The 25,554-nt window shown below is 62.0% G+C and carries 25 protein-coding genes, 1 tRNA gene and 1 pseudogene; 11 read left to right on the forward strand and 16 right to left on the reverse strand.

Annotated features, from left to right (window positions below; translation table 11 throughout):
- Positions 1 to 241 precede the first annotated feature (241 nt).
- Complete coding sequence (locus tag HV681_RS12065) at positions 242 to 1,141, reverse strand: LysR substrate-binding domain-containing protein (RefSeq protein ID WP_056569094.1); 900 nt, start codon at positions 1,139 to 1,141, stop codon at positions 242 to 244.
- Between the two features lie 152 nt (positions 1,142 to 1,293).
- Here HV681_RS12065 and HV681_RS12070 point away from each other — a divergent pair, with 152 nt between their 5' ends.
- The 3 genes from HV681_RS12070 to HV681_RS12080 are packed head-to-tail and all read left to right on the forward strand — an operon-like array spanning position 1,294 to position 4,292.
- On the forward strand, positions 1,294 to 2,208 hold the full coding sequence (locus HV681_RS12070) for an SDR family NAD(P)-dependent oxidoreductase (protein WP_175123288.1): 915 nt from the start codon (positions 1,294 to 1,296) through the stop codon (positions 2,206 to 2,208).
- 9 nt (positions 2,209 to 2,217) lie between these two features.
- Entirely contained in the window at positions 2,218 to 3,078 is an 861-nt protein-coding gene (locus HV681_RS12075; RefSeq protein WP_175123289.1) for a MaoC/PaaZ C-terminal domain-containing protein, read from the forward strand.
- On the forward strand, positions 3,075 to 4,292 hold the full coding sequence (locus HV681_RS12080; RefSeq protein WP_175123290.1) for a CaiB/BaiF CoA transferase family protein: 1,218 nt from the start codon (positions 3,075 to 3,077) through the stop codon (positions 4,290 to 4,292). Before HV681_RS12075 ends, HV681_RS12080 begins: the two co-directional genes overlap by 4 nt.
- Before the next feature lie 59 nt (positions 4,293 to 4,351).
- Here HV681_RS12080 and HV681_RS12085 read toward each other — a convergent pair whose 3' ends face one another.
- The 13 genes and pseudogenes from HV681_RS12085 to HV681_RS12135 all read right to left on the reverse strand — a co-directional run bounded on the left by HV681_RS12085 (position 4,352) and on the right by HV681_RS12135 (position 15,796).
- A complete protein-coding gene (locus tag HV681_RS12085) occupies positions 4,352 to 6,649 on the reverse strand; it encodes a hypothetical protein (protein ID WP_175123291.1) in 2,298 nt (765 codons plus the stop codon).
- Between the two features lie 27 nt (positions 6,650 to 6,676).
- A tRNA-Trp gene (locus tag HV681_RS12090) sits at positions 6,677 to 6,748 on the reverse strand.
- Between the two features lie 112 nt (positions 6,749 to 6,860).
- Positions 6,861 to 8,384: a fumarate hydratase gene (locus tag HV681_RS12095; RefSeq protein WP_105237456.1), complete on the reverse strand. Its 1,524-nt coding sequence runs from the start codon at positions 8,382 to 8,384 to the stop codon at positions 6,861 to 6,863.
- A gap of 1,059 nt (positions 8,385 to 9,443) precedes the next feature.
- A complete protein-coding gene (locus HV681_RS12100) occupies positions 9,444 to 10,274 on the reverse strand; it encodes a hypothetical protein (protein WP_175123292.1) in 831 nt (276 codons plus the stop codon).
- On the reverse strand, positions 10,267 to 11,214 hold the full coding sequence (locus HV681_RS12105; protein WP_175123293.1) for a toll/interleukin-1 receptor domain-containing protein: 948 nt from the start codon (positions 11,212 to 11,214) through the stop codon (positions 10,267 to 10,269). Before HV681_RS12105 ends, HV681_RS12100 begins: the two co-directional genes overlap by 8 nt.
- A gap of 111 nt (positions 11,215 to 11,325) precedes the next feature.
- A complete protein-coding gene (locus tag HV681_RS12110) occupies positions 11,326 to 12,024 on the reverse strand; it encodes a hypothetical protein (protein ID WP_175123294.1) in 699 nt (232 codons plus the stop codon).
- 90 nt (positions 12,025 to 12,114) lie between these two features.
- Positions 12,115 to 12,855 (reverse strand): hypothetical protein, encoded by a 741-nt coding sequence (locus HV681_RS12115; protein ID WP_175123295.1) that lies wholly within the window; start codon positions 12,853 to 12,855, stop codon positions 12,115 to 12,117.
- Between the two features lie 433 nt (positions 12,856 to 13,288).
- Entirely contained in the window at positions 13,289 to 13,489 is a 201-nt protein-coding gene (locus tag HV681_RS12120) for a response regulator (protein WP_175123296.1), read from the reverse strand.
- A 113-nt stretch (positions 13,490 to 13,602) separates the two neighbouring features.
- A complete protein-coding gene (locus HV681_RS12125) occupies positions 13,603 to 14,466 on the reverse strand; it encodes a hypothetical protein (protein WP_175123297.1) in 864 nt (287 codons plus the stop codon).
- A 164-nt stretch (positions 14,467 to 14,630) separates the two neighbouring features.
- A complete protein-coding gene (locus tag HV681_RS28090; RefSeq protein WP_367647233.1) occupies positions 14,631 to 14,780 on the reverse strand; it encodes a DUF6876 family protein in 150 nt (49 codons plus the stop codon).
- An 11-nt stretch (positions 14,781 to 14,791) separates the two neighbouring features.
- Positions 14,792 to 15,007, reverse strand: a pseudogene (locus HV681_RS28095) (DUF6876 family protein); the annotation flags it as partial.
- A gap of 216 nt (positions 15,008 to 15,223) precedes the next feature.
- A complete protein-coding gene (locus HV681_RS12130) occupies positions 15,224 to 15,460 on the reverse strand; it encodes a hypothetical protein (protein ID WP_175123298.1) in 237 nt (78 codons plus the stop codon).
- A gap of 36 nt (positions 15,461 to 15,496) precedes the next feature.
- On the reverse strand, positions 15,497 to 15,796 hold the full coding sequence (locus HV681_RS12135; RefSeq protein WP_175123299.1) for a transposase: 300 nt from the start codon (positions 15,794 to 15,796) through the stop codon (positions 15,497 to 15,499).
- A 459-nt stretch (positions 15,797 to 16,255) separates the two neighbouring features.
- Between HV681_RS12135 and HV681_RS12140 the strand changes: the two genes are divergently transcribed.
- Complete coding sequence (locus tag HV681_RS12140; RefSeq protein WP_175123300.1) at positions 16,256 to 16,537, forward strand: hypothetical protein; 282 nt, start codon at positions 16,256 to 16,258, stop codon at positions 16,535 to 16,537.
- 142 nt (positions 16,538 to 16,679) lie between these two features.
- On the opposite strand, the gene HV681_RS12145 is transcribed toward HV681_RS12140, so the two are convergent.
- Positions 16,680 to 17,174 carry a hypothetical protein gene (locus HV681_RS12145; RefSeq protein ID WP_175123301.1) on the reverse strand — a complete coding sequence of 165 codons (495 nt, stop codon included), beginning with the start codon at positions 17,172 to 17,174 and terminating at the stop codon, positions 16,680 to 16,682.
- 98 nt (positions 17,175 to 17,272) lie between these two features.
- On the opposite strand from HV681_RS12145, the gene HV681_RS12150 reads away from it, so the two are divergent.
- Entirely contained in the window at positions 17,273 to 17,419 is a 147-nt protein-coding gene (locus HV681_RS12150; RefSeq protein ID WP_175123302.1) for a hypothetical protein, read from the forward strand.
- A gap of 577 nt (positions 17,420 to 17,996) precedes the next feature.
- Here HV681_RS12150 and HV681_RS12160 read toward each other — a convergent pair.
- Positions 17,997 to 18,764, reverse strand: a complete 768-nt coding sequence (locus HV681_RS12160) for a crotonase/enoyl-CoA hydratase family protein (RefSeq protein WP_175123304.1) — start codon at positions 18,762 to 18,764, stop codon at positions 17,997 to 17,999.
- Between the two features lie 268 nt (positions 18,765 to 19,032).
- Here HV681_RS12160 and glyQ point away from each other — a divergent pair, with 268 nt between their 5' ends.
- The 6 genes from glyQ to HV681_RS12190 are packed head-to-tail and all read left to right on the forward strand — an operon-like array spanning position 19,033 to position 25,553.
- Positions 19,033 to 19,944 carry a glycine--tRNA ligase subunit alpha gene (glyQ, locus tag HV681_RS12165; protein WP_062683440.1) on the forward strand — a complete coding sequence of 304 codons (912 nt, stop codon included), beginning with the start codon at positions 19,033 to 19,035 and terminating at the stop codon, positions 19,942 to 19,944.
- Positions 19,945 to 22,083: a glycine--tRNA ligase subunit beta gene (gene glyS, locus HV681_RS12170; RefSeq protein WP_175123305.1), complete on the forward strand. Its 2,139-nt coding sequence runs from the start codon at positions 19,945 to 19,947 to the stop codon at positions 22,081 to 22,083.
- Entirely contained in the window at positions 22,080 to 22,619 is a 540-nt protein-coding gene (gene gmhB, locus HV681_RS12175; RefSeq protein ID WP_175123306.1) for a D-glycero-beta-D-manno-heptose 1,7-bisphosphate 7-phosphatase, read from the forward strand. The genes glyS and gmhB overlap by 4 nt, the downstream gene beginning before the upstream one ends.
- A 4-nt stretch (positions 22,620 to 22,623) precedes the next feature.
- A complete protein-coding gene (locus HV681_RS12180; protein WP_175123307.1) occupies positions 22,624 to 23,352 on the forward strand; it encodes a lysophospholipid acyltransferase family protein in 729 nt (242 codons plus the stop codon).
- Entirely contained in the window at positions 23,339 to 24,364 is a 1,026-nt protein-coding gene (locus HV681_RS12185; RefSeq protein WP_175123308.1) for a M48 family metallopeptidase, read from the forward strand. Before HV681_RS12180 ends, HV681_RS12185 begins: the two co-directional genes overlap by 14 nt.
- Positions 24,365 to 24,410: 46 nt before the next feature.
- The gene (locus HV681_RS12190; protein WP_175123309.1) at positions 24,411 to 25,553 is read left to right on the forward strand and encodes a 2-aminoethylphosphonate--pyruvate transaminase; all 1,143 of its coding nucleotides are present in this window, start codon (positions 24,411 to 24,413) and stop codon (positions 25,551 to 25,553) included.
- Position 25,554 lies beyond the last annotated feature (1 nt).

Genomic DNA, 25,554 nt, shown 5'->3' on the forward strand with positions numbered 1-25,554 from the left:
CCTCTTTCGCGCTGCCGGAAAGACGGACTGCACGCCCGGCGATCTCGCGGTGCGGCCGGGCTACGGCACACGGGCTAGGACATTCTGATCAGGGCAAACCCCGACCGGTGCATTCAGGTGACCGACTGCGGGCGTTTCAGCGTCGCAAGCGCACGACGACGACGCGGGCTGCCATGGGTGGCGGGCGCCTTATCTGTTGCAGGCGCGATTGGCTGCAGGCGTCCCGTCTGTTGCGGCCCCCTTACTGCCCGCGTGCGGCGCGTTGCACGTGACCGATGAAGCACTCGGCGAAGCTGGGCAGGTCGCGGCCGCGCTGGCGGCACAGCAGGCGATCGCGCAGCGCCCAGGGGTCATCCAGTTTCAACACGTGCAGGAAATCTGGGCGGCTGTAGCGCGCCGCGCACGCGCGCGGCACGACGGCGATGCCTGCGCCGGCCTCGACCATGCGGCACACGGCTTCGAAGCTGCCTACGTGGACGCGTTGGCAGATGCGCTTGCCCAGGCCGCTGGCGATGTCTTCGAGGAAGGTCTGGATCGCGCTGTCCGGGTGGATGCCGACGAACTGGTAGGCGTCCACAAGGTCGGCGAAATGCGCGGTCTTCTGTGCGGCCAGCGGATGGTCCAGCGATGTGACTACGGTGAGTTCGTCGCGGAACAGCGGCGTGACGTCCAGGCCTTCGACGTCGATGTTGCCGGCGACGAGGCCCAGGTCGCCGGCGCCCGCGCGGATCGCGATGACGATGTCGCCGGAGATTTTTTCCTCGAGCTCGACGTCGACGTCGGGGTTCTCCGCAAGGAACGTGGACAGCGCATCGGCCAGGAAGGAGTTCGTGGCGGTGGTGTTGGCCAGCAGGCGCAGGCGGCCTTTCAGGCCGCTGGCGTAGGGCTGCAGATCGGCGTTCAGGCATTCAAGCTGGCGGAAGACGGCATTGGCGTGCTTGAGCAGCACTTCGCCGGCGGGCGTGAGCGCGACGCCGGTGGCCATGCGCACCAGCAGACGGGCCTTGAATGCCTCTTCCATGTGCTTGACCCGCGCGCTTGCCGCGGGCAAGGACAGGAAAGTGCGTTCCGCAGCACGGGTCAGATTGAGTGTTTCGCCCACGTTCAAGAACAAACGCAGGTCCGTCAGATCATGTCTCATGTTCCACCACGCAGAAGGGGGGCATTTCTAATTTTGAATTCTTCGAATGCCGGGTCGAATCTACCATGAGGCCATGCCCATGAACCAGACGGGTTGATGCGGAACTGTTTTCCACAGACGGCGTGCGCGCCGCAGCACAGGAGTCAGAAGCAATGAGCGGCTTGGTATCCGGAAAGGTGGTGATCGTGACGGGCGCGGGCGGCGGCATCGGCCGCAGCGTGGCGCTGGCAATGGCCGAGGCGGGCGCGAAGGTCGTGGTGAACGACATCGGCGTGTCGCTCACGGGCGAAGGCGGCGCGGACGGCCCCGCGCAGGCGGTCGTGAAGGAAATCGTCGAAGCGGGCGGCCAAGCCGTCGCAAACACGGACAGCGTGGCCGCGTACGACAGCGCCAGCCGCGTCGTGCAGACGGCGATCGATGCATTCGGCCGGGTGGACGCCGTGATCAACAACGCGGGCAACCTGCGCGACCGGGTTTTCCACAAGATGAGCGAAGCCGAATGGCGGCAGGTGATCGACGTGCACCTGAACGGCTCGTTCTACATGAGCCGCGCGGCGGCGCCCTACTTTCGTGAACAGGAATCGGGCGCCTTCGTGCACATGACGTCCACCTCGGGGCTGATCGGCAATTTCGGCCAGGCCAACTATGCGGCCGCCAAACTGGGCATCGTCGCGTTGTCCAAGTCGATTGCGCTGGACATGGCGCGCTACAACGTGCGGTCCAACTGCATCGCGCCGTTTGCCTGGAGCCGCATGACGAGCTCCATTCCGGCGGAGACCGACGAAGAAAAGGCGCGCGTCGAGAAGCTGAAGAAGATGGAGGCCGGCAAGGTGGCGCCGATGGCCGTGTTTCTGGCCAGCGACGCGGCCAGCGAGATCACGGCGCAGATCTTTGCCGTGCGCGCGAACGAGATCATGCTGATGAGCCAGCCCCGCCCGCTGCGCACGGTGCATCACAGCGAAGGCTGGACGCCGGAGCGCATCGCCGAGATCGCCGCGCCCGCGATGCGCAAGCACTTCTACGCGTTGGAGCGTTCGCCCGACGTGATCGATTGGGATCCCATCTGAGGCCGCCACATGCCGTTGGACTATGCAACCGTGAAGGACTGGCGCTTTGACGATGTGCGTCAGCGTTATGAACAGAAGGACACGATGCTGTATGCGCTGGGCATCGGTCTGGGACAGGATCCGGAAGATGCGGGACAACTGCGCTACGTATACGAAAAGGACCTGCGCGCGTTCCCGACGATGAGCGTGATCCTCGGCTACCCGGGGTTCTGGGTGAGCGACCCGCGCTCGACGGTGGACTGGGTGAAAGTGGTGCATGGCGAGCAGCGGCTGACGTTGCACGCGCCGCTGCCGGTGTCGGGCGTCGTCACCGGCAAAACGCGCAACACGCACGTGATCGACAAGGGTGCGGACAAAGGCGCCATCATCGTCAGCGAACGCACGCTGCACGACGAAGACGGGCAATGCCTGGCCACGCTGCGCTCCAGCACGTTCTGCCGCGGGGATGGCGGATTCGGCGACGGCGATGCCAGCCCCGAAGCCCTGCCCGCCGCGCCCGATGGCGACCCGGAATTGCGCTGCGAGCTGCGCATTCCGTCCAGCGCGGCGCTGCTGTATCGCCTGAATGCCGATCGCAATCCGCTGCACGCAGACCCGGAGGTTGCGCGCCAGGCGGGTTATCCCCGGCCCATCCTGCACGGCTTGTGCTCGTACGGCGTGGCCGCGCACGCCATCGTCAAGACGTTCTGCGATTACGACGCGGCACGGCTCACCAGCCTGAATACGCGGTTCTCAGCGCCCGTCTATCCGGGAGAGACGCTGCAGTGCGACATGTGGCGTATGCCGGATGGCCAGATCCGCTTCATTGCCCGCGCGAAAGAGCGCGGCATCGTGGTCATGAGCCACGGCACCGCGACGGTGCAATCATGACGCGCCCGCCTCCGCTTGACGGCATCCGCGTGCTGGACCTGTCGCGCATCCTGGCCGGCCCGTGGTGCACGCAGAACCTGGCCGACCTGGGCGCCGACGTCATCAAGATCGAACGCCCGCGCGTCGGCGACGACACCCGCGCGTGGGGCCCGCCCTTTTTGAAGGACGGGGATGGCCAGGACACCAACGAATCGGCGTATTACCTTAGCGCCAACCGCAACAAGCGCTCGGTCGAGGCCGACATGGCCACGTCCGAAGGCGCGGCGCTGATTCGCGAACTGGCGGCGGTCAGCGACATTCTGGTCGAGAACTTCAAGGTGGGCGGACTGGCCAAGTACGGGCTGGATTATGAAAGCCTGAAAGCCATCAACCCGCGCCTCATCTATTGCTCGGTCACCGGGTTCGGCCAGGATGGTCCGTTTGCGCAGCGGCCCGGCTACGACTTCATGATCCAGGGCATGGGCGGGCTGATGAGCATCACGGGCGAGCGCGACGACCTGCCGGGCGGCGGGCCGCAGAAGGCGGGCGTGGCGGTCACCGACATCGTGACCGGCATGTACGCCACCGTAGCGGTGCTGGCGGCCCTGCAGGAGCGTCATCGCAGCGGTCAGGGCCAGCATCTGGACATTGCGCTGCTGGATAGCCACGTGGCTCTGCTGGCAAACCAGAACTCCAATTACTTCAACTCGGGCGTGGCGCCCACCCGCGCCGGCAACGCGCACCAGAACGTGGTGCCGTATCAGGTGTTTGCCGCCAGCGACGGCCACCTGATCGTGGCCACGGGCAACGAATCGCAGTACCGCGCCTACTGCCGCGCCATCGGCGTTCCGGAGCTGGGCGACGATCCGCGCTTTGCGACCAACCGGCTGCGCGTCACCAACCGCGTGGAACTGATCGGCATCCTGACGGACATCATGCGCGAAGGCCGGCGTGATGACTGGATCGCCAAGCTGGAGGCGGTGGGCGTGCCGTGCGGGCCGATCAACGACATCGCTCAGGCGTTTGCGCACCCGCAGGCGCAGGCGCGGCAGCTGCGTCGCGACATGCCGCATCCGGCGGGCGGCGTGGCGCCCGTGACGGCCAGTCCGTTGCGGTTTTCGGACTCTCCCGTCGTGTACCGCCGCGCGCCACCGATGCTGGGCGAGCATACCGAGGAAGTGCTGCGCGACGTGCTGAGCAAGTCGGCGGAGGCGATTGCGGCGTTTCGGAATTAGGCTGGGGGGAAGGCGCGGCAGAACGCTGCGGCGTCACCCCCGGGGCATCGCCGCGCGGCTCAGTGCATGCCGTCGAGCAGCCAGTGGCGCGTGTTGAACCAGCCTCGAAACACGCGCGCGCCTTGCGGGCCGGCGTCATGCTGCGGCAGCCGCTGGCCGCCTGCCGCCACGTGCAGGCCCCGAATCACGGGTTCGAAGCGATCGCGAAACGCCCTGCTCTGCGCCCGGAAATGCGCATCCATGGCGGCGATCGTCGCGGCCTGCGCCCCCTGCGGCAGCATCGACAGAAAGAACAGCACCTGCCGCCATGCGTAGGCGGTGTTCCGGGTCATCCGCACACACGCGTGCCAATCGTGGATCTTCATCTGATGGCGCGCGCAGATCCATTCGAAGCCGGCCATCGCCATGCGGCCGTACTGGTCACGCAGCCTGTCATCCAGCCCTGCGCCCTTCACCAGCACAGCAAGATTCTGCGTCGTCAGGATCTGCTGCTGCTCGATGACCATGCCGTTGGCGCCGACTTGGCCAAACCCGGGCTGCACGCCGGCGCGAGCGATGCACAGCCTGCCGAACGCATCGGCCTCGGCGTCCTCGCCGCGTGATTTGCGTGGCGTCGGCAGCGCCAGCACCTCGCGGGCGTCGATGTCGAAGTAGCGGGTGTACAGACAGTCGCCGAGCAGCGCCGCCGCGCATTGCGCCGCCTCCTGGAACTTGCGTCCGAATCGCCCCATGAAGATGTCCGCCGCCACCTCATCCACCAGCGGCAGCGACCATTGCGCGCGCTCGGCAAGCGCATGCAGTTCCTGCAGCAGCTTGTTCGGCACGGGCGCATGCGGAAATGACGCCAGCGCGAGTTCCGCGATTTCCGTCAGCGCGGCGCGCGCCGCGTCGGCGTCCTGCCGCGCGGGATGCCGCAGATTCTCCAGGGCAGCGATCCAGGGCAACCGGTCGAACGAGGCCTGCCGTTCAAGATTGACCAGGAGTAGCGATCGGCGCCGGCGGAACGCGCGATAACAAGCGCTGTAGAGCGTGCGCAATGCCGCATCGTCGAAGCCGCCGCTTTGCAGACCCGACGTGATCTGCGGGGTCAGCGTCGCCAGGAAGTCCGACGAGGTGATCAGTTCCCGCGTCACCAGGTCGGCCAGCGTGCCGCTCTGGCAGCGCTGCGCGCGCCGCGCGATGGGCGCCGGCACCTGCACGCCCGGCGGCATTTGGCGCGTTGCGGCTTCGTTCGCGCTCATCGGCGCCAGCACCGAGGCCAGGTCGCGCACGCCGGCCGTCGGCGGATGATTCCGCAAGCGAGCGGCCACCAGGCGCGCGATCTCATGGAATCCCACTGCGGAAACATCCTCGCGCTGACGTTGGCGCAGGGCCTCGTGCTCCGCTGACCCGGGCTCGCCATGCGCGGCCACGAAATCGCGGACGATGCGGCGTATGCGGCCGACCTGCCTGCCGGTCAGGCTGGCAGCGTCCTGCGCGCATTGCGCCAGGAGGCCGAAAAGTTCGCGCTTGTGGCGATGTCTGCGCGACGTGCCGATCGGCATCTGGCCACTGTCCTGGGCGGCGTTGATCTCGTTCTTCAGCGCCTGCGCGCGTTGACGCCAATCCTGCGGATAACGCCGGCACGGCCAATCGTCTTCGACCGTTTCAAGGAACAGCGCGACGGTGCGGTCGTAAACGGGCAGCAGGTTCTGAACGGCCGCGCGCTGCGCCGCGATGCGCGGCTGCGCAGGCAAGCCGGACAATCGCGCGGCAACGTCGCCCGCCGTGCTGACATGAATGTCGGCGGCCGACGCGTCATCGGCCGAGCCGGGCTCGGGGAAGAATCGCAGCCGGTCGAAGAACGGCGCCACCACCGCGACCAGTTCCCGCGCGGCGTCGCCAAGCCCTTGACCCAACAGCCACGCCACCACGGCCAGCGCAGCTTCTTCCGGCACCTCGATGCGATAGTCGCCACGCGCCAGGCGGTCTTGCAGCTGCGCGACACCGGCCTCGCTGAGAAACCAGGCGTTCAGATCCCGCCGTTCGCTGCCCGGCGTGATGCCGGAAAGCGTCGCCGCCAATTCGCGCTCGTAGGGCGTCAGGGGTCCGCTGGCCAGCAGATCGCCCGTGGCAAAGCCGCCGGTGGCGACTTCCAGCGTCACCCAGTCGGGAATGCCGGGCAGCGGCGTGGCGGAACCATAGCTGGCCGAACCGTCCAGCGCATGCGCCAGCACCTGGCGCCAGCGTTCAACGCGCACGGCCGCGCGCTCGCGCACGGCGGGGTCCGGGTGGGTCTCGAGGGTCAGGAAGGCTTTGGCGAGCATGGCCGCGGCATAGCCGCCACCCGCCCCGTGCGCATCCGGCGCGTCATCCATGCTGCGTCGCTTGGAAAAGAGGAAGGGATCCGGGAGCTGGATTCGAACCAGCGCCTATCCGGACTGGAGCCGAATGTTCTGCCGCTGAACTATCCCGGAACGACGGACGGAGTATATACATCGATTGCACCGCGCACCCGGCAAAAACACCCGTCAAAAAAATTGGCCGCTGATGTCAGCGGCCAATTCAGGCTTCATGCAGTCAAGGCGTTCAGGCAACGGCGACCGGGATCTTGCCGATCTTGGCCTGCCATTCCTTCGGGCCGGTCGTGTGGACCGAGGTGCCCTGGGCGTCGACCGCCACCGTCACCGGCATGTCCTTCACGTCGAACTCATAGATGGCTTCCATGCCCAGGTCCGCAAAGCCCAGCACCTTGGCGCCGCGGATCGCCTTGGACACCAGGTAGGCAGCGCCGCCAACGGCCATCAGGTAGGCCGAGCCGTGCTTCTTGATGGCTTCGATGGCGACGGGGCCGCGCTCGGACTTGCCGATCATCGAGATCAGGCCTGTCTTCTCGAGCATCATGTCCGTGAACTTGTCCATGCGCGTGGCGGTGGTGGGGCCTGCCGGGCCGACCACTTCATCGCCCACCGGATCCACCGGACCCACGTAGTAGATGACGCGGTTGGTGAAGTCCACGGGCAGCGGTTCGCCCTTGGCCAGCATGTCCTGGATGCGCTTGTGCGCGGCGTCGCGGCCGGTGAGCATCTTGCCCGACAACAGCAGCGTCTGGCCCGGCTTCCAGCTGGCGACTTCTTCCTTGGTCAGCGTGTTCAGGTCGACCTGCTTGGACTTGTTGTAGTCCGGCGCCCAGTGCACTTCGGGCCATTCGGACAGCGACGGCGGATCCAGGCGCGCGGGGCCCGAGCCGTCCAGCTCGAAGTGCGCATGGCGCGTGGCCGCGCAGTTCGGGATCATGGCGACGGGCTTGGAGGCCGCGTGCGTCGGGAAGGTGCTGATCTTGACGTCCAGCACGGTCGTCAGGCCGCCCAGGCCCTGGGCGCCGATGCCCAGCGCGTTGACCTTTTCGTAGAGCTCGATGCGCAGCTCTTCCAGCTTGTTCTGCGGGCCGCGGGCCAGCAGTTCATACATGTCGATGTCTTCCATCAGCGACTGCTTGGCCATCAGCATGGCCTTTTCGGCCGTGCCGCCAACGCCGATGCCCAGCATGCCGGGCGGGCACCAGCCGGCGCCCATCGACGGAACGGTCTTGAGCACCCAGTCCACCAGCGAATCGCTGGGGTTCAACATGGCGAACTTGGTCTTGTTCTCGGAACCGCCACCCTTCGAGGCGATCTGCACGTCGACCTTGTCACCCTGGACAAGCTCGACGTGCAGGATACAGGGCGTGTTGTCGCGCGTGTTCTTGCGCGCAAAGAGCGGATCGTCCAGCACGGAGGCGCGCAGCGGATTGTCCGGATTCAGATAGCCGCGGCGCACGCCTTCGTCACAGAGCTCCTGCAGGGTGCGCTTGGTGTCAAAGCGCACGCTCATGCCGATCTTCAGGAAGACGTTGACGATGCCGGTGTCCTGGCACAGCGGACGCTTGCCCTCGGCGCACATGCGCGAGTTGGTCAGGATCTGCGCCATCGCATCGCGCGCGGCCGGGCTTTCCTCGCGCTCGTAGGCGCGCGCCAGGTGGCGGATGTAATCGACGGGGTGGTAATAGCTGATGAACTGGATGCCATCGGCTATCGACTGGATCAAGTCTTCTTCTTTAATGATGACGGACATTAAATTCCCTTTAAAAACAATAGCCTACAAATTTTTTTGAAGCTGATCGCGCAGCGTGCAATGCGGCAATTTGATCGTCGAAATGCCCAAAAACGACCCAAATCCTACGCAAATCCTACGCAAGTTTTTTTTTGCGTAGGATTTGGCGGAAACCCGCGTGGATAAAGGCTTTCCAGCCAGTTGCACATATGCCGCTGCCTACGTATTCGGGGCACATTTTACGCCTCAAAAAATGTTGCGGCTTGGCACACAATCGCCCCTCGCCTCATATTGTTCTTTGAACCTGCCACCGCCTTCATAGACTTTGTATGACCACGTCTCGGTCAACGGGAGAAGCATATGGCATTGGTAAAACGGGGTTCAGTGCGGCACTGGCGAGAAACAATCAGGGGACGCATTCATGCGAGGAGCACAAAGACCGATGAGGTGTGGCAATAGACTTAGCGCTAACAGAAATATCTCTGGATATGGATGGCGATAGTAGAGGAGAGTGCTTGGGGTAACAGTAAGATCAGAAATTCCCTAGAGGAGTTTACGACTTCTTCAATCTTATGATTCATAAAGGACACCGCAAGTACTACAGCACACCTCGAGTAGTCTTGTAGATGCGAAGCAGATAAGTAGTTACGAAGTGGTGTCCTGAAGCGAAGCGCAAGGCGCTACAACTTACCCATTATTTCAAGAATGATGCCAAGGATTATTTGATGGCAGGCTCGACCTACGAGTGGCTTCACTCGAAAAGCCTTCCCGAACCGCCCTTCCCCACTTCGTGGAGTTCTGGCTCCTTCGCTGTCGCTCATACACCAGAACTGGCCGACTTCGCCACTGGACTTCGTTCCTCAGCCCAGATGGCTCGTCAGCCGTGATTTCATCACCTAATTCTGGTTGACTTCGTCGCTCCTGATCCCGCGGAAGCCAGACACTCGCGGTGCGTCAGAGCTGCTCGGGCCCCGAGGCCAAAATATGGAGCGCGCTTAGCAGACACGCCCACAATTTATGAAGGCCACGCAATTTGCAACCTCGACGGGAAGGAAAGCCACGTGCGCAGCACAATCGCGATCAGATTGCGCCAAAGCGCTGGAGAAGCTCCAATTGCTTCTGAAGCTTGTCAATATCCAGGCTCGAGTCGAGTGTGACACTCACGTTGAATACCGCTCGCGGCCCCTGCGCGACCTCTTCCTTCACCCCAGGTGACTTGATTGCGCCGGCAACGTCAGGGTTGTCCTTCGGCGAAGCACCGTCCTTCAGATCAGTACCGTTCCTCATTGCGCTGAGATCTTCGAGCTCAGAACTATCGTCTGACAAGTCTGATTCAGCGTCTTCAGCATGCACTACTGGCGGCTGCGCTGCGACGTCACTGGATGCGAGGTGTACGACCTGATCCCCGTCCATAGAGACTAGCTCGGCGGTAACCATCCCACTCAAGTACAAATCAACGCATGCGGCCGTTTCGTCCGGATGCACCTTAAGGTCGGCAGCTCGCTGCTTTAATTTCGCCTTGGAAACGGTGTCTCCGTGAAAGGTGTCGAACAATTTCTTAAAGATCGTGGGTCTCAGCACCGCCTCACGGTATAGCGCAAGCAATTCTTCGGGTGGCGCCGCAGATATCTTCTTTGCGAGGGCATCGGCAGAAAAATTCGTCTTGGCATCACCTTTGAGAAAGCCGTACTGCTTGAGCGCGGACATACGAACCCGACCAATGCCTCCCTTTGATCCGACGACACCCGATAGGATCACGTCTTGCGGCTGCGGAGCCGTGTGGGTTTTGCTAACCAATTTGCGGGCATAACCGATGCATCGCTCAGCGCCACGCGCGGAAAAACGCTCCCACCTTTCCGCCCTCCCTTGGGCATCTGCCGCACCTTCTTCTCCGGTGTTGTGTTCATACATTTCCTTTCAGAGCGCTAAGCAGTTCGTCTAGGCCGGCCTTGTACGATTTGGAGAAGTCGGCGTACTTTTTGTCGCTAATGATCAGGGGCATCGGCGTGTCATCTAGCTTCAGCGGCATGATGTGAACGTTGCGCCGCTGCACTTCCGTCATGAGTGCATGGTTCAATTCTTTTTGCACCCATGCCGAGCCGCTCGACTTCTCGCTCATGCCGATCAAGAAGTAATCGGACTCTGCCAAGCCTTGTGCAATCTTCTCGGGAATTGAGTCACCAACGCGAATTCGCTGTTCATCGAGCCAGACGCTGATTCCATTTGCGGTGAGGTCAGCCGCAAGCTGGCGAATAAACGCCTTATCAGCTGAGCTGTGAGACAAAAACGCGACTCTCTGATCCTTGTGTTCAATGTGCCGGCGCTCCTTCTTGCTCTCTGCGGCGTCAACCAAGTCCTCTGCGACGAGGCTGGGCTGCAATGCGCCTAGCGACTGCGCCCATTCAACAAGTGGGTTTAGATCCGCCGAATTGTACGGAACGATGCCTGCCACCGTGGCAGCTTTTCGCAGCGCCACCTCCATCTTGTCACCAAGCCTCAGAAATTGCCTTACGCCTGTCAATAGCGGCAATCGAACAAGCGCTTCCTTCACCACCGCCTGCTTTTGTTCCTGCGAGCCTTTGTAGGGATAGGGATGCACCAAGACATATCCCGACGCCACCAGATCAATTAGATCAATCTGAGTCGCGTTTTTCAGCAGTTTTCCGGCGGTGCGCGGATCAATTCCTGCGAACTGTGCGATTTGCCCGCCATTCGGCGCATCCAGCCACGCGATGGCGTCCAGTACAGAAAATAGCGAGTCAAGCTTTACCGGCTCAAAGCGCTGTGAGTTTGATGTGCCAAGAAGGCGCTTTTTGGGGGGTGCCTTCTTGGCTGCCGTTTTTACGACCATTCCGATTGCCTCTAACGTCAATGGATTAAGCGTCGCTCAAAGGATTGCAACATTCTACCGCGTGCTTTTTTCAATTCCATACACCGCTGCTTGCGCATTACTATGATGCTATCAATCGAAGAGCAATATATGAGCGGTGCGTGAAGAATAACCGCGCACCAAACCCTTATAGTCGCGCTGTTTCTCCGGATTCAAAAAGAAACTTGCATCAACCCCTTTGGATTGGTTGGAACTTTCGTATTGAAATGGACTGAAGATCAAGTGAGTCAACTTATCGACAGTGTGCGGATGTCGAAACGCCCCAACGACTATGGCTCGATGAAAGCTACTCAAGCTTTCGGCCGGGTGACATTGAAATCCCAGTTGCAATAAGTCGTCGCTCTGCATCGCTACGCGCACCGTGACTGACGCTATAGATTTGCTGTTGCGCGTCAATTCAATTCGCGCGATAGCACGTTTTTCCTTTTCGTGACGAAGACTGGAGTCGAAACCGCAATTGACCTCGATGTCATATGTCTCGTCTCCTAACACGACATCGCCGCGCGTAGTGAATCCGTCGGAAAAATAGCTAACCCTAGTTTTTGCAACTTGGGCATAGGCGGCTCTCCAAGAGCGCGCTTGCACCACAAAGTATCGATGCAGCCGATCGAGAGGCGCTTCCGAATGACCCAGAGCAACCAGCAAGTTCTCCCGCTCAACTCCTCTAACAAAGGAGTCGCTCCTGAATTTCTCGTAGTCTTCTTGGACTGCTGTAGGACCGGCTGTTCGCGTAAACAATGAAAATACTTCTGTGTTTTCCACGATAGTCATTGGTCTCAACTCGCCATGCAACGAAGGGGTGGCATTGGCAGCACCATAAACTCTCTTGATCCCGCCGCTAGCCGTGTAAAAGGGAAGTAATTATGCGATTAGCTTGCTTCGGAGCGCCTGAAATTCAGCGTGGCTCAACTCGCCGGACGACCTCAGTTCCGTAAGTTTTCGCAATTCGTCCGCGATGGACAACGCTGGCACGTTGGCCCTGGCACTCTGCGCCTCAATCAGCTTTTGATGCTCCGCCTCCCGCTGGGCTTGGTCGGCCCGTTTGATTAAAACGTCAAGTTGAGCATGAAACAGGCGCGCTTCTTCAATAATCCGCTTAGCCTCGGGAGAGTTGCGGGACGTTTCGCGCTGAAGCAGCGGCACGTCGTGGAGCGGATTGTTTGTGTCGTTCACCACGACTCGGACCTCGATAGAGGACACTTTACGATTCGTCTTCTTCTTGCCGGACAGGCCGCCGACAATCAACCCGACGCCGCCGAGCAGAAGTCCGCCCACTGCGGCACCTGCAATCTGGCTCGAACGCGATGTACTCGTCTCGCATTCGCCGTCGATGTAAAGCTCTGCACCCAGCACTTCGGAAATATCGAAAACTTCAGCATTAATCCAGTTGCCGCCTGCCAAGCACACCGATTTCGCGTCGCGGCTGATGGCAATACCTGCGCGTCTATTGAAGCTCAGCAGGACGTGCGCAGACTCCTCACCGTTCACAGTCGAGAGTGATCGCACGAGCGCCTCTTCCGCCCGACGACGTGCTTGGGCTTTCAGGTACATGTAGAGCGCAATAGCGCAAACGAGCAGAATGAGAAATTGATCGCCGGTCATGCAAGTATCCTTGTTTACCGTGCAAGGATACGTCACATCCCCAAATGCGTGTTTACATTTACAAATGCCTGTGGCAGTGCCGCCACTCGCCGCCGCCCACAAAATTGAGGGTCAAAGCTCCCACGTGCTGCGCGCCGACGGGGGCTTGGGCCTCGTGGTACGCGTTTGGGATCATGCGGCTGCAGTCGGTGCTGAAATGCTTGAGCCCCGGGAAGTTCAGGAATGGGATGGCGCCCCGCTGAGGGGCTGCACGAGCCAGTCCAAGGCACTCTCCGAACGCCTGTGGGACGGTAAATGCAGTGCAGCAGCGTCTCGAGTCGCGCTGGTTTCGTGAGCCACCCATTAACGGCGTAGGGCAAAGGAAGGTGATCAGCTCCCTGCACGCTTCCACTGAAGATGATGATGCGGGGCACGTGCCCTGGGAAAATCGCCTTTACTGCAGGGCAAGTTCCATACCCGACGCGTCCGGAAGGTGGACATCCAACAAGACCACATCGGGTCGGAACTCGGCCCCGGTGCGCAGCGCAGTCGCGCCGTCGCCAGCGACCCGAGCTGAAACGGCAGGATCCTTCATCAAACATTCCGAGGTCAGTTCGGCAGTCGTTGAATCGTCGTCAACGATGAGAACTCGCATACTCCCTCTCCGAAAAATCAAGCGTGACGCTGGTCGGAAGGCGGCGCTGAATCGTTGTGGGACGAACAGGCTCGTAGGCCCGTTGGCGTGACGACAGGCTGCCAAAGTGGACGTTAAGCGGGCTTCTGGTCTTTGAAAGTGCCCGTCATTTTCCAGGTTGTCGCGACGTGTTCACAGAACGTGCCCCCGATCTCGAGACCCGCCTTCTCGAGCTTCACCTTAAGGCGAGCGTTGATGTTGTGGTCTTCGTGGTAGGAGATCGCCATAGAGAAGCTACGCATCCCGCGTTTTAGTCGCCCCTCGGCCACCTCTTGCCAAAGCTGCTCATGTTGATACCAATGCAGTTTTTCAGGCAGTGACGGTGGAATGTCGCCGTTGAAGGTAGATGCGAAGTGCACGTTCGATGCCGAAGTCGAAGCGCGACCAGCTTCGGCACCTACATCGACGCCATTAAAACGGCCGGTGGCATTGACATTAAAGTTCTGGTCCCAGCCGTGTACGTGTTCAATAGTGATGTCCGTCGCGCCCAAACTGCTCAGGAGCCTGTGAGCCTCAGCCACCTTGTCCTGAAAGACGGAGAGGTGAAAGGAAGCGACGGGATAGAAGCGAGTGTTGACGCATGGATGGGCGGCGTAGACCGTTCGCAAGATAGGATGACCCGGAGGCATTTGCAAGGCACGAGCCTCAGCAGCATTGATCGGCTTAAGGTTCAGATCGTCTGTGCGCCCCGCCTTCCATGAATCTATAAAGGTAAACGCAGCGGATCTCTGCCCCTTCATGATTAGGCTCTGGGGATACAGGAATCCGAGTGCCGCCTTGCCAAGGGTTGCCGGACTTTTGGAAGCAAGCTCTGAGAGGGAGGAGTACAGCCTCTTGCGAGCAGCGGCCACGACCTCATCCGTTTCGACAATAATGAGCCTGCTGTAGCCAATCTCATCGACAAACGAATTGCCGTGATCATTTTTTGTTGATGACACTTCCGGACTCCAATAATTCGGCAATCGCCAATGTATCGGAAGTTTACATGTCGTGCAGGCCGCCCCCTGCGGCCGATCTCCGAAGACAAGAATCGAAAGGCGAGGGGCAAAAGAGCCTGTACAGGCGGTCTGTACGGGCCCGGTGAGTCGGTTAAAACGACAAGCTAGTACTCGCTCGGAAGCATAATTGTTCGATTGGTGAAGTAGAACTTCCACTCACCTTCTGGGCAATCCGTGAACTCGATACGGCGCAAATACACGGGCGGATTGCCTCTTCCGTCATCCACCGTGATCGTTGCTTTCGAGCCCTCCATTTAAGCAGCTTGATAAAGGCAAAGTCTTCGGCCTGCTTGAAAATAGCGGGCTCGGTGACAAGTATGGTCAGAAACCAGTACGCCCCATTACCGGCGTTCTGCGCAAAGTACCTGACTCCTTCCGTGTAGACGGTCTTCCACTGCATAGGTAGATGGAACACTTGCTGACTGCCCATGTAGTGTGCGAGGTGGCTTCTCAGTTCCGAAGCGCTCAAGGGGTCTTTCATTGCCAATCCTTAGAAGTAAGAAACAAAAAGCCCCTCAAAAGAGGGGCTGGTCTGGGGACTTGCTCACTGCCATCCTTCGGGCTTGCCGTCCGTGTATTCGATGGTTTCAGGCAGTTTTTCTGCGGCCACTTGCGCAATGTTGGTCTTGCTGAAGTACACCATGAACATTCCGGGCTGTGCAGGGTTGCGCTGCACTTGGCACGTTTTGCCTGCCTTCTAGTCAACTGTCTTATCCTGACCGATCACCTTGGCCGTCAGCGGCGATTTCAACTTCGCTTTTCGGGGCGCTGCGTAGCTCATCTCTATCTCCTTACTGTTAACGTGCATCACGATGGTAATTCCACCTAGGGAGCCATCAAAGAGAAGATTGACGAACTGATGTTGTACGGGCAGCACGAATGGAAAAAGCCCCTTCCAAAAAAATGGAAGGGGCTTCTTACCTTTCAGGAGCATCTTATGCGGTGTGGGCAATAGCTATTGCCCACACCGTTATTTATCATCGCTGCCGAGGTACCTATTGATGCAGCGACCGGCATCACGTATGGCACGAATCCGGTCCCTTGCAGCGTCGATGTGTAGCAGGTCTTTATCTCGATACTGCTTGCGTTCGGATACTGGCAACGCCTTCACTATGTCCTTGTACTCACGACGCCACGCCAGCAGCAGCTTTCGAGGTACGCCATGATTCTCGGCAACGCTCTTGACAGTAGCCAGGGGCTTCAATGTGAGCGCTACGAGCTGACGTTTGAATTCGTCGCTGTAGTCTTCCAATGTGGTTGGATTGTTCATAGTGGGCGAGCCTACTGCCTGCCCCTCTTGTCATCAAATATCCATCCACGCGAGCTTAAACAGCATCGCTTCCTCATCGCTATCAAATGTGGCATCCACATACCACTCTTGATGCGATAGCGTATAGAAGCACCCAGACGCTGACCTGTAGTCCTGCTCGACTGTGGAATCGACTATCGAAAAACTGACCTTGATCCCGTTGTCCTCACACCATTTGATCGAGTCGTGATCGACTATGCGCGCCGCTAGTGAATTGTCCCAAACGCTGCAGGCATGCCTACGAAGCCCAAAGTGGTCAGCAGAGATAGAGATAGTTTTCCCCTATTTATGGGGCCAACCTGGAGTGCAAAGCCTCGGTTTTGGCTGGTGTTGCTGAGACCTGCGTTCGCTTGATTTCAACGCCAATCTTGAGGTGCCCCCCAATTTATAATCTCGTGGTGAATACCTTAGGACGAATAAATGTCAACTAACCTAGTTCGTAGCTCGTTCGCCTTGCCGATTGAGGCGTTCGAGCGCGTGCGCGATGTCTCGGAACGGTTGGGCTGCACCCAAGGCGCACTGATCGAAGCGCTGCTTGAACTCGATGATGAGGCCATCGAAGCGCATTACCGAAAAGTCGCCCCGATCTTGCAAGCAAAAACTAAAGAGCGAAAGCAAAAGCGCCGTCAGGCACGCAAGGCACTCGAATCGCTGAGCAAGGAAGAGATCGACGCGATCCTAGCGGCAAGAAAGGCGGGGTGAAACCCGTACCTCACTTGAAGTTCCATAGAGACGGTCTAGGCTGAGTTCCACCACTTGATGTGCCTTCCACAAGGCGTGTTTTTATGTCACCAACGAAAACGAAGCCCGCCTATTGCGGGCTTCTGCTTTCTAACTGCCCTACTCACTGCTTCGCGACTTCCGGTCCACCAGCGCCGCCCTTGTCGTTCGAAGCGACATCCTCAGTCGATTTCGGCTTGCGCTTGAAAGCAGTTTCCGACAACGCCTTATCCAACTCACCGGCTTGCGCGGCCTTCTTCGCGGTATCGAAAAATTTGACCGCAGTGGCAGCATCTTTGACTTGGAAGTGGGTATGCCCCCCCACCTCCATTGATTTGTTGCCGTTCTTGAGATTCAGGACATAGGTGTCGTCCTGCTGCTTGCTGAACCAACGTCCCTTTTCAGCAGAAGCCTTGATTTGCTTGATCTGATCGTCTGCGGAAACCGCGACTTGATCCGCATACCTGCAAGCGGATCTCTGTTGGAAGGCTTGGCAACCGGCGAGGAAAATTTCGCGAGGGATTCGAGCAAGGACATAGGTTTCTCCGTGGGTTTCTGTTGATGAAGTACCAACGGTTCGGAGCCGACGAAACCGCCCGTATGGTATCAAGCCTGCCACCAAAAGATTTGTAACTCGCCCGAGGCACCCACACAAAAACGCAACTTAGACTTGCCAAAATACTCCTGCTAGATTGACGGAACAACAGGAGAAGCGACATGCAAAGTCGACAAGTCTACAAGCAAGAAGAGCTTACAGAGCAGGAATTAAAGGCCGCTAAGAATAGCTACGCTGTGAAGCGGAAATCAACAAAGCGCAGAGTTGATCGCAACGGCACATCAATTGAAATGCGCCTCACCCTTTGATGAATGGCTTTCGGTCTGGCTGGCATGTGGAAGGCTGTTGCAGCGAGGGATAGGACGAGGCCAATACTGCATGAGCCGCAAAGACGACCTGGGACACTACGAAGTCGCTAACGTTTTTATTCAGCTAGCGACGGAGAACAGTAGAGAGGGCAAGCTAGGAAGGTCTAGCTCGATTAAGGGCAGGTCCAGCCCCATGAAAGGACGAACGCACTCAACAGAAGCCAGGAACAAGATTAGCGTAGCTAGACTTGCCCTTCCCAAGAAACCATGTCCGCATTGCAAAAGAAGCTTTGAACCCTCTGCATTTGGCCGCTTTCACGGAAGCAAGTGCAGATTTGCAGCGCCCAAATCGGCCTGACTTTACGCAAAACCTACGCAGGTTGCCGTGTGCTGGCAACCCTTCAATTGGCGCGCTTCTTACGCGGGCAATGAATAGCTGATGAACTGGATGCCATCGGCTATCGACTGGATCAAGTCTTCTTCTTTAATGATGACGGACATGGCGATTTGCAGGTCTGGAGGGGGAAACGTAAAAAAGCGGCCGGCGAGCGGCCGCGAGGTGAGATTACTGAGCGCCCTATTTTCCTTGCCACACGGGCTTGCGCTTCTCGGCGAAGGCGGTGGCGCCTTCCTTGGCGTCGGCCGACGTAAAGATGTGCGCGATCAGCGGGCGCTGGCGGTCGAACATGCCTTCCTGGTCCCAGTCGCCGCCTTGCGCGACGATGCTCTTGGCGGTCTGGACGGCCAGCGGGCCGTTCTCGACGATGGCGCGGGCCAGTTTCAGCGCGCCGGCCAGGGCGCCGCCCGGTTCGGTCAGGCGGTTGACCAGGCCGAAGGCGTGGGCGCGTTCGGCGCTCAGCATTTCGCCGGTCAGGATGACTTCCATGGCGATGTGGTACGGCAGGCGGCGCGGCAGGCGCAGGAGGCCGCCGGCGCCGGCCACCAGGCCGCGCTTGACCTCGGGCAGGCCGAACTTGGCGTTGCTGGCGGCCACGATCAGGTCGGAAGCCAGCGCCATTTCGCAACCGCCCGCCAGGGCGTAGCCCTCGACGGCGGCGATCAGCGGCTTCTTGGGCGGGCGTTCGTTCAGGCCGGCAAAACCGCGGCCTTCGACGTATGGACGCTGCCCGGACGCGGCGAACGCCTTCAGGTCCATGCCCGACGAGAACGTGCCGCCGCCACCCGTCAGGATGCCGATGCGCACGTCGTCACGGCTGTCCAGCTGGTCCAGCGCGGCGGCCATGGCCACGGCGGTTTCCAGGTTGATGGCGTTCTTGGCCTCGGGACGGTTGATCGTGATGATCTGGATGCCGTCGGTGACTTCCACCGTGATCAGGTCAGACATGGGACTGCTCCTTTTTCGCGAATTTCTCGGAATCGGGTTCCGGGTTTTATATAAGACTCAGGCTCAACCCGGAATCATACGACCATTGGTTTGCGGGCGCAGGCAAAGGCCGGCGCGTGTCCACCAGGGGCACATTCGGGGACGCCCTCAGCCTCAGATGTAACGGCTACGGCCCCACCGGGGACCGCTGCGGCCGCAGGCCAGTTAAAATGCCGGGTTTCCCACGCGCAGGGCAGTTTTTGCCCGGCGGCCGAATTCCAAGAATCCTATGCTCACCTTTCAGCAAATCATCCTTACGCTCCAGGAATACTGGGACAAACAGGGTTGCGCCCTGCTGCAGCCCTACGACATGGAAGTCGGCGCCGGCACCTCGCACACGGCCACGTTCCTGCGCGCGATCGGTCCGGAGCCCTGGCGCGCCGCCTATGTGCAGCCGTCCCGCCGTCCGAAGGATGGCCGCTACGGCGAGAACCCCAACCGCCTGCAGCACTACTACCAGTACCAGGTCGTGCTCAAGCCCGCGCCCCCGGAAATCCTGGATCTGTATATCGGTTCGCTGAAGGCGCTGGGCATCGATCCCACGCAGCACGACATCCGCTTCGTCGAGGACGACTGGGAAAACCCCACGCTCGGCGCCTGGGGCCTGGGCTGGGAAGTCTGGCTGAACGGCATGGAAGTGACGCAGTTCACGTATTTCCAGCAGGTCGGCGGCCTGGACTGCACGCCCACCACCGGTGAAATCACCTACGGCCTGGAACGCCTGGCCATGTACCTGCAGGACGTGCAAAGCGTGTACGACCTGGTCTGGACGGAAGGCGCCAACGGCAACCGCGTGCTGTACCGCGACGTGTTCCACCAGAACGAAGTCGAGCAATCCACCTACAACTTCGAACACTCGTCGGCCGAGATGCTGTTTGCGCATTTCAACGACTACGAAGCCGAGGCCAAGCGCCTGATGGACGTGCCGCTGGCGCTGCCGGCCTACGAGGCCGCGCTGAAAGCCGCGCACACCTTCAACATGCTGGACGCGCGCGGCGCGATCAGCGTGACCGAGCGCGCCGCCTACATCGGCCGCATCCGCAACCTGTCGCGCGCCGTCGCGCAGGCCTACTACGATTCCCGCGAACGACTGGGCTTTCCCATGCTGGGCCGCGACAAGGCCGCCGGGGAGGCTGCATAAATGACGACGAACATCCGCCCGCTGCTGGTCGAACTGCTGACCGAAGAACTCCCGCCCAAGGCCCTGCAGAAGCTGGGCCAGGCCTTTGCCGAAGGCGTGCGCGCCACGCTGGACCGCCACGGCCTGCTGGCCGAAGGCTGCGCCGTGACGCCCTATTCGACGCCGCGCCGCCTGGCCGTCCACCTGTCCGCCGTGCTGGCGCAGGCGCCCGACCAGGCCTATGCCGAAAAGCTGATGCCCGTGAAGATCGGCCTGACCGAAGACGGCAAGGCCACGCCTGCACTGCAAAAGAAGCTGGCCGCCAAGGGCCTTGAAAACATCGACCTCGCCACGCTGGACCGTGAATCCGACGGCAAGCAGGACTACCTGGTGGCGCGCGGCACGGCCGCGGGTGCGCAACTGGCCGCCGGCCTGCAGGAAGGCATCGAAGCCGCCATCGACGGCCTGCCCATCCCCAAGGTGATGCGTTACCAATTGGCCGACGGCGTCTCCACCGTCAAGTTCGTGCGCCCGGCGCACGGCCTGATCGCCCTGTTCGGCGCGGACGTGGTGCCGGTGTCGGCGCTGGGCCTGGCCGCCGGCCGCGAAACGCTGGGCCACCGCTTCATGAGCGAAGGCGCCGTTGTCATCGCCGATGCCGACGCCTACGTTGCCGCGCTGGCGGAAAAGGGCCATGTCGTGGCGTCGTTCGAGGCGCGCCGCGCCGAGATCCAGCGCCAGTTGCAAGAAGAAGCGACCCGCCTGTCCGCCACGCTGGGCGACGACCCCGAAGTGGCCGCCCTGCTGGATGAAGTGACCGCGCTGGTCGAACACCCCACCGTCTACGTGGGCCAGTTCGAGGAACAGTTCCTTCAGGTGCCGCAGGAATGCCTGATCCTGACCATGCGGCTGAACCAGAAATACTTCCCGCTGTTCGACCCGGCAACCGGCCGTCTCACGCACCGCTTCCTGATCGTGAGCAACATGCGCACGGACAACCCGGTGAACATCGTCGAAGGCAACCAGCGCGTGGTGCGCCCCCGTCTGGCCGACGCGCAGTTCTTCTTTGAAACCGACCGCAAGACGCCGCTGGCCGCGCGTGTCGAACAGTTGGGCTCCATCGTCTATCACAACAAGCTGGGCACCCAGCTCGACCGCGTCGAGCGCGTGCGCGCGATCGCCCGCGGCATCGCCGGCGAACTGGGCGGCGACGTGTCCGCCGCCGACCGCGCCGCCATGCTGGCCAAGGCCGACCTCGGTTCGAACATGGTCGGTGAATTCCCCGAGCTGCAAGGCATCATGGGCGCGTATTACGCCGCCGGCGACGGCGAACCTGCCAGCGTCGTCGAAGCCCTGCGCACGCAGTACCGCAACCGCTACGACGCGCCGGTGACGCAGGACACCCTGACCGCCGCCACGCTGTTCATCGCCGAACGCGTCGAAACGCTGGTCGGCATCTGGGCCATCGGCCTGGCCCCCACCGGCGAACGCGACCCCTTCGGCCTGCGCCGCGCCGCGTTGGGCCTGATCAGCGCCTTCGAACAACTGGCCGCGGGCGGCTGGCTGAAGATCAGCCAGAACGGTCCGCTGACGCTGGACGGCCTGCTGCAGCTGGCCGCCGGCACGTTCCCGGCGGACAAGATTCCGGGCGACACGCTGGCCGAGGTCCGCACCTTCATTTATGAGCGCTATCGCAATCAGCTCATCAACGACTTCGACCGCAACGCCGTCGAGGCCGTGATCGCGCTGACCCCGCCGCTGCACCAGGTGGCCGAGCGCGTGCGCGCCGCCGCCGCGTTTGCGCAGTTGCCCGAGGCCGCCAGCCTGGCCGCCGCCAACAAGCGCATCGGCAACCTGCTCAAGAAGGCCGAAGGCGAGATCGGCGCGGTAAACGACGCCGCGCTGGTGGAGCCGGCCGAAAAGGCCCTGGCCACCGCCGTGGCCGCCTTGCGTCCCAAGGCCGAGGCGCAGCTTGCCGACGGCGACTTCGCCGGCAGCCTGTCCACGCTGGCCCAGGCCCGCGAACCGGTCGACGCGTTCTTTGCCGACGTCATGGTCATGGCCGAAGACCCGGCCGTGCGCGCCAACCGGCTCGCCCTCCTGGCCCAACTGCATGGCCTGATGAACCAGGTCGCCGACATTTCCAGGCTCGCCCAGTGAAGCTCATCATCCTCGACCGCGACGGCGTCATCAATCAGGACAGCGACGCCTTCGTCAAGACGCCCGACGAATGGATCGCGCTGCCGGGCAGCCTGCAGGCCATCGCGCGCCTCACGCAGGCCGGCTGGAAGGTGGTGGTTGCCACCAACCAGTCCGGTCTCGCGCGCGGCCTGTTCGACATGGACACGCTGACGGCCATCCACACCAAGATGCGACGCGAGCTCGCCGCGGTAGGCGGCAGCGTCGATGCCATCTTCATGTGCCCGCACGGCCCCGACGACGACTGCACCTGCCGCAAGCCGCGTCCCGGCATGTTCGAGCAGATTGGTCACCGCTACGACATCGATCTGGCCGGTGTCCCGGCCGTGGGCGATTCGCTGCGCGACCTGCAGGCCTCGTCGGCCGCCGGGTGCTCGCCGTGGCTGGTGCTGACGGGCAACGGCGCCAAGACGCAAGCCAAGGGCGGACTGCCGGACAACACGCGCGTCTGCAACGACCTGTCGGCCGTGGCCGACGCCTTGCTGCAGGACGCGTGACCCGATGGCCCGGCTTCGTTCCTTCCTGTATTTCGTGTTCCTGGCCGTCACGGTCATCCCGTACGCCTTCGCCTGCATCCTGTGGGCGCCGCTGCCGCTGCACTGGCGCTACAAGCTCACGGTGGGCTGGCCCCGCCTGGCCATTTGGGGCGCCAAGACCTTCTGCGGCATCCGCTGGCAGGTCAAGGGCTGGGAAAACCTGCCCGACGGCCCCGCGGTGCTGCTGTCCAAGCACCAGTCGGCCTGGGAAACCCTGTTCTTCCCCGCCTACATGCCGCGCGAGGTCTGCTTCGTCTACAAGAAAGAGCTGCACATGGTGCCGTTCTTCGGCTGGGGCCTGGCGCTCTTGCGCATGATCGCCATTGACCGCGCCAAGGGCCGCGACGCGTTCGAACAGGTGGTCAAGCAAGGCCAGACCCGTTTGAACGAAGGCCGCTGGCCGCTGCTGTTTCCCGAAGGCACGCGCGTGCCGCCAGGCCAGGCCGGACGTTTCAAGATGGGCGGTGCGCTGCTCGCGTCGCGCACCGGCGCCGTGGTCATACCCGTGGCGCACAACGCCGGCGAATGCTGGCGCCGCAACGCTTTCGTCAAGTATCCCGGCATGGTCACCCTGTCGATCGGTCCCGCGATAGAATCCAAGGGTCTTACCCCCGAAGAACTGAACCAGAAGGTTCAGGACTGGATCGAAGGGGAAATGCGGCGTCTCAACCCCGAAAGGTATGCCCAGCACTGATCAGCTAGAACTCCTGTTTGGTACGCAGGAAGACGACGCGCCCGCGGGCGCGCCGCCGTTGATCGCCGTGCCGACGCCGACGGCCGCCCCCCGGGCGCCGTCCGGCGGGGCCCAGACTCACCGTCCTGACACTCCCCGGCCCGTCACGCCCGCCAACCTGTTTCCCGATGCCGCCAAGACGCCCGCCGCCACCGGCGAGCCGCTGCTGACGCTGTCGCCCAACGCCGCCTCACGTGTGCCCACGCCCTGCCCTGACCCGCTGCCGCCCGGCGCGCGCTGGCGCGAGGTGCCCACCGAACAGCAACCCATCGGTTTCGTGCTGCTGCGCTCGCGGCGGCGCAGCATCGGCTTCGTCATCACCGACGACGGCCTGCGCGTCACCGCCCCCAACTGGGTAACGCTGACGCAGATCGACGACGCCGTGCGCGAGAAATCCCGCTGGATCCTGACCAAGCTGCGTGAATGGCATGCCCGCAAGCAGCAGCTTGCGATGGCGCACACGCGCTGGCAGGCAGGCGGCGAACTTCCGTATCTGGGCCGTCGCATCATCATCGGCGTGGGCGGCGACAGCCGCCAGGCCAACCTGTCCGGCGACGCCGACGCGCCGCAGGACGGCGACACGCTATGGCTGGCGCTGCCATCCAATGCCGACCAGGGCCGCATCCGCGATGCGGCGCAAGCCTGGCTGCAACAGCGCGCGGGCGCCTGGTTCGGCACGCGGCTGGCCCACTTTCTGCAGATCAGCGGGTTGAAGATCCGCCGCTGGCGCCTGTCGTCGGCCGCCACGCGCTGGGGCTCCTGCACCAGCGACGGCAACATCATGCTGAACTGGCGCCTGATCCATTTCGCCCCCGCCATCATCGATTACGTCATCGCGCACGAGCTTGCCCATTTGCGCGAGATGAACCACAGTCAGGACTTCTGGCGCGAAGTGGGCCAGATCCTGCCCGACTTCGAAGACGCCAAGAACATCCTGCGGCGTCACGATCCCGCTTCGCTGCCTCAGTTCTGAGGCGCCGGGGCACACCAGCGTCTCTGCGATCCCAAGGAGAATCGAAATGTTGCTGCTGATTCCGGGCCCGGTCACGACCGATGCGCGGGTAAAGGCCGCCATGGCGCAGGACTACGCGCCGTGGGACAACGATTTCCGAACCCTGTACCGGCAGGTCTGCGACGGCGTGCTGGCCATTGCGCAGGCCAGCGCGGACGAACACGTGGCGCTGGCCCTGCCCGGCTGCGGCCATTTCGCGGTCGAAGCCGCCATCCGGACTTTCGTGCCGCCCGGCGGCCGCGTGCTGGCGCCGTCCACCGGCGCCTATGCGGCCCGTCTGCAGAAACTGGCCGGCGAGGCCGGCCGCGTCGCCGTGCCGCTTGCGGTGGGCACGACCAATCGCGTGGATCCGCAAGCGGTTGCCGACGCGCTGGAACGCGACCCGACACTCACGCACCTGGCGCTGGTCTACAGCGAAACCGGCAGCGGCATCTGCCACGACGTGCCTCATCTGGCTCGCATCGCCCATGCGCTGGGACGCCGCGTGATCGTGGACGCGGTGTCCGCCTTTGGCGCCCTGCCGCTCGAACTGCGGGCCCTGCCCGCGGTCGACGCCGTGGTGCTGACCGCGAACAAATGCCTGGAAGGCCTGCCCGGCGCCGCCTTCGTCGTCGCGCGCCGCGACAGCCTGGACGCCGCGCGCGGCAACGCCGGAAGCTGGTCGCTCGACCTGGCGGATATCTATCAGCACACGCTCGCGCCCAACGCCGGGCCCCGCTTCACGCCCGCCGCGCCCACGCTGGCGGCGCTGGCCGTGGCGCTGGAGCTGTTCCGCCAGGAAGGCCGCGAGGCGCGGCTGGCGCGCTACACCGCCAACATGCGCACGCTCTATGATGGCGTGATCGATCTTGGCCTGACCCCATACTTGCCGCCCGAGCTGCAAGGCCCCATCGTCGTCAACGTCCGCGCGCCGGACGCCCCGACTTGGCACCTGCAGCTCTTCGTGGACGCGCTCAAGCAGCGCGGCTATGTGATCAGCAACTTCACCAACACCGAAGAACCCACATTCCGGGTCGGCTGCATCGGCGCCTTTGGCGCCAGTCAGATGCGGCAGGCGGTCGACGCAATGGGCGGCGCGCTGCGCGACATCGGAATCACCCGCGAACACGCCGGAAATGCCCGGCTGTTCCCCCAACCCCTCATCGCTTAAG

It is taken from the genome of Achromobacter animicus (assembly GCF_902859585.1).
Taxonomy (GTDB): Bacteria; Pseudomonadota; Gammaproteobacteria; order Burkholderiales; family Burkholderiaceae_B; genus Achromobacter; species Achromobacter animicus.

Coding starts and splice junctions, on each gene's coding strand:
- HV681_RS12140 (WP_175123300.1), top strand. CDS start 16,256: ATGTCAACTAACCTAGTTCGTAGCTCGTTCGCCTTGCCGATTGAGGCG.
- HV681_RS12180 (WP_175123307.1), top strand. CDS start 22,624: ATGGCCCGGCTTCGTTCCTTCCTGTATTTCGTGTTCCTGGCCGTCACG.
- HV681_RS12110 (WP_175123294.1), bottom strand. CDS start 12,024: ATGACTATCGTGGAAAACACAGAAGTATTTTCATTGTTTACGCGAACA.
- HV681_RS12100 (WP_175123292.1), bottom strand. CDS start 10,274: ATGTATGAACACAACACCGGAGAAGAAGGTGCGGCAGATGCCCAAGGG.
- HV681_RS12185 (WP_175123308.1), top strand. CDS start 23,339: ATGCCCAGCACTGATCAGCTAGAACTCCTGTTTGGTACGCAGGAAGAC.
- HV681_RS12080 (WP_175123290.1), top strand. CDS start 3,075: ATGACGCGCCCGCCTCCGCTTGACGGCATCCGCGTGCTGGACCTGTCG.
- glyS (WP_175123305.1), top strand. CDS start 19,945: ATGACGACGAACATCCGCCCGCTGCTGGTCGAACTGCTGACCGAAGAA.
- HV681_RS12070 (WP_175123288.1), top strand. CDS start 1,294: ATGAGCGGCTTGGTATCCGGAAAGGTGGTGATCGTGACGGGCGCGGGC.
- HV681_RS28090 (WP_367647233.1), bottom strand. CDS start 14,780: ATGGAGGGCTCGAAAGCAACGATCACGGTGGATGACGGAAGAGGCAAT.
- HV681_RS12105 (WP_175123293.1), bottom strand. CDS start 11,214: ATGGTCGTAAAAACGGCAGCCAAGAAGGCACCCCCCAAAAAGCGCCTT.
- HV681_RS12150 (WP_175123302.1), top strand. CDS start 17,273: ATGCAAAGTCGACAAGTCTACAAGCAAGAAGAGCTTACAGAGCAGGAA.
- HV681_RS12120 (WP_175123296.1), bottom strand. CDS start 13,489: ATGCGAGTTCTCATCGTTGACGACGATTCAACGACTGCCGAACTGACC.
- HV681_RS12190 (WP_175123309.1), top strand. CDS start 24,411: ATGTTGCTGCTGATTCCGGGCCCGGTCACGACCGATGCGCGGGTAAAG.
- HV681_RS12130 (WP_175123298.1), bottom strand. CDS start 15,460: ATGCTCCTGAAAGGTAAGAAGCCCCTTCCATTTTTTTGGAAGGGGCTT.
- HV681_RS12065 (WP_056569094.1), bottom strand. CDS start 1,141: ATGAGACATGATCTGACGGACCTGCGTTTGTTCTTGAACGTGGGCGAA.
- HV681_RS12135 (WP_175123299.1), bottom strand. CDS start 15,796: ATGAACAATCCAACCACATTGGAAGACTACAGCGACGAATTCAAACGT.
- HV681_RS12085 (WP_175123291.1), bottom strand. CDS start 6,649: ATGGATGACGCGCCGGATGCGCACGGGGCGGGTGGCGGCTATGCCGCG.
- HV681_RS12095 (WP_105237456.1), bottom strand. CDS start 8,384: ATGTCCGTCATCATTAAAGAAGAAGACTTGATCCAGTCGATAGCCGAT.
- HV681_RS12115 (WP_175123295.1), bottom strand. CDS start 12,855: ATGACCGGCGATCAATTTCTCATTCTGCTCGTTTGCGCTATTGCGCTC.
- glyQ (WP_062683440.1), top strand. CDS start 19,033: ATGCTCACCTTTCAGCAAATCATCCTTACGCTCCAGGAATACTGGGAC.
- HV681_RS12160 (WP_175123304.1), bottom strand. CDS start 18,764: ATGTCTGACCTGATCACGGTGGAAGTCACCGACGGCATCCAGATCATC.
- HV681_RS12075 (WP_175123289.1), top strand. CDS start 2,218: ATGCCGTTGGACTATGCAACCGTGAAGGACTGGCGCTTTGACGATGTG.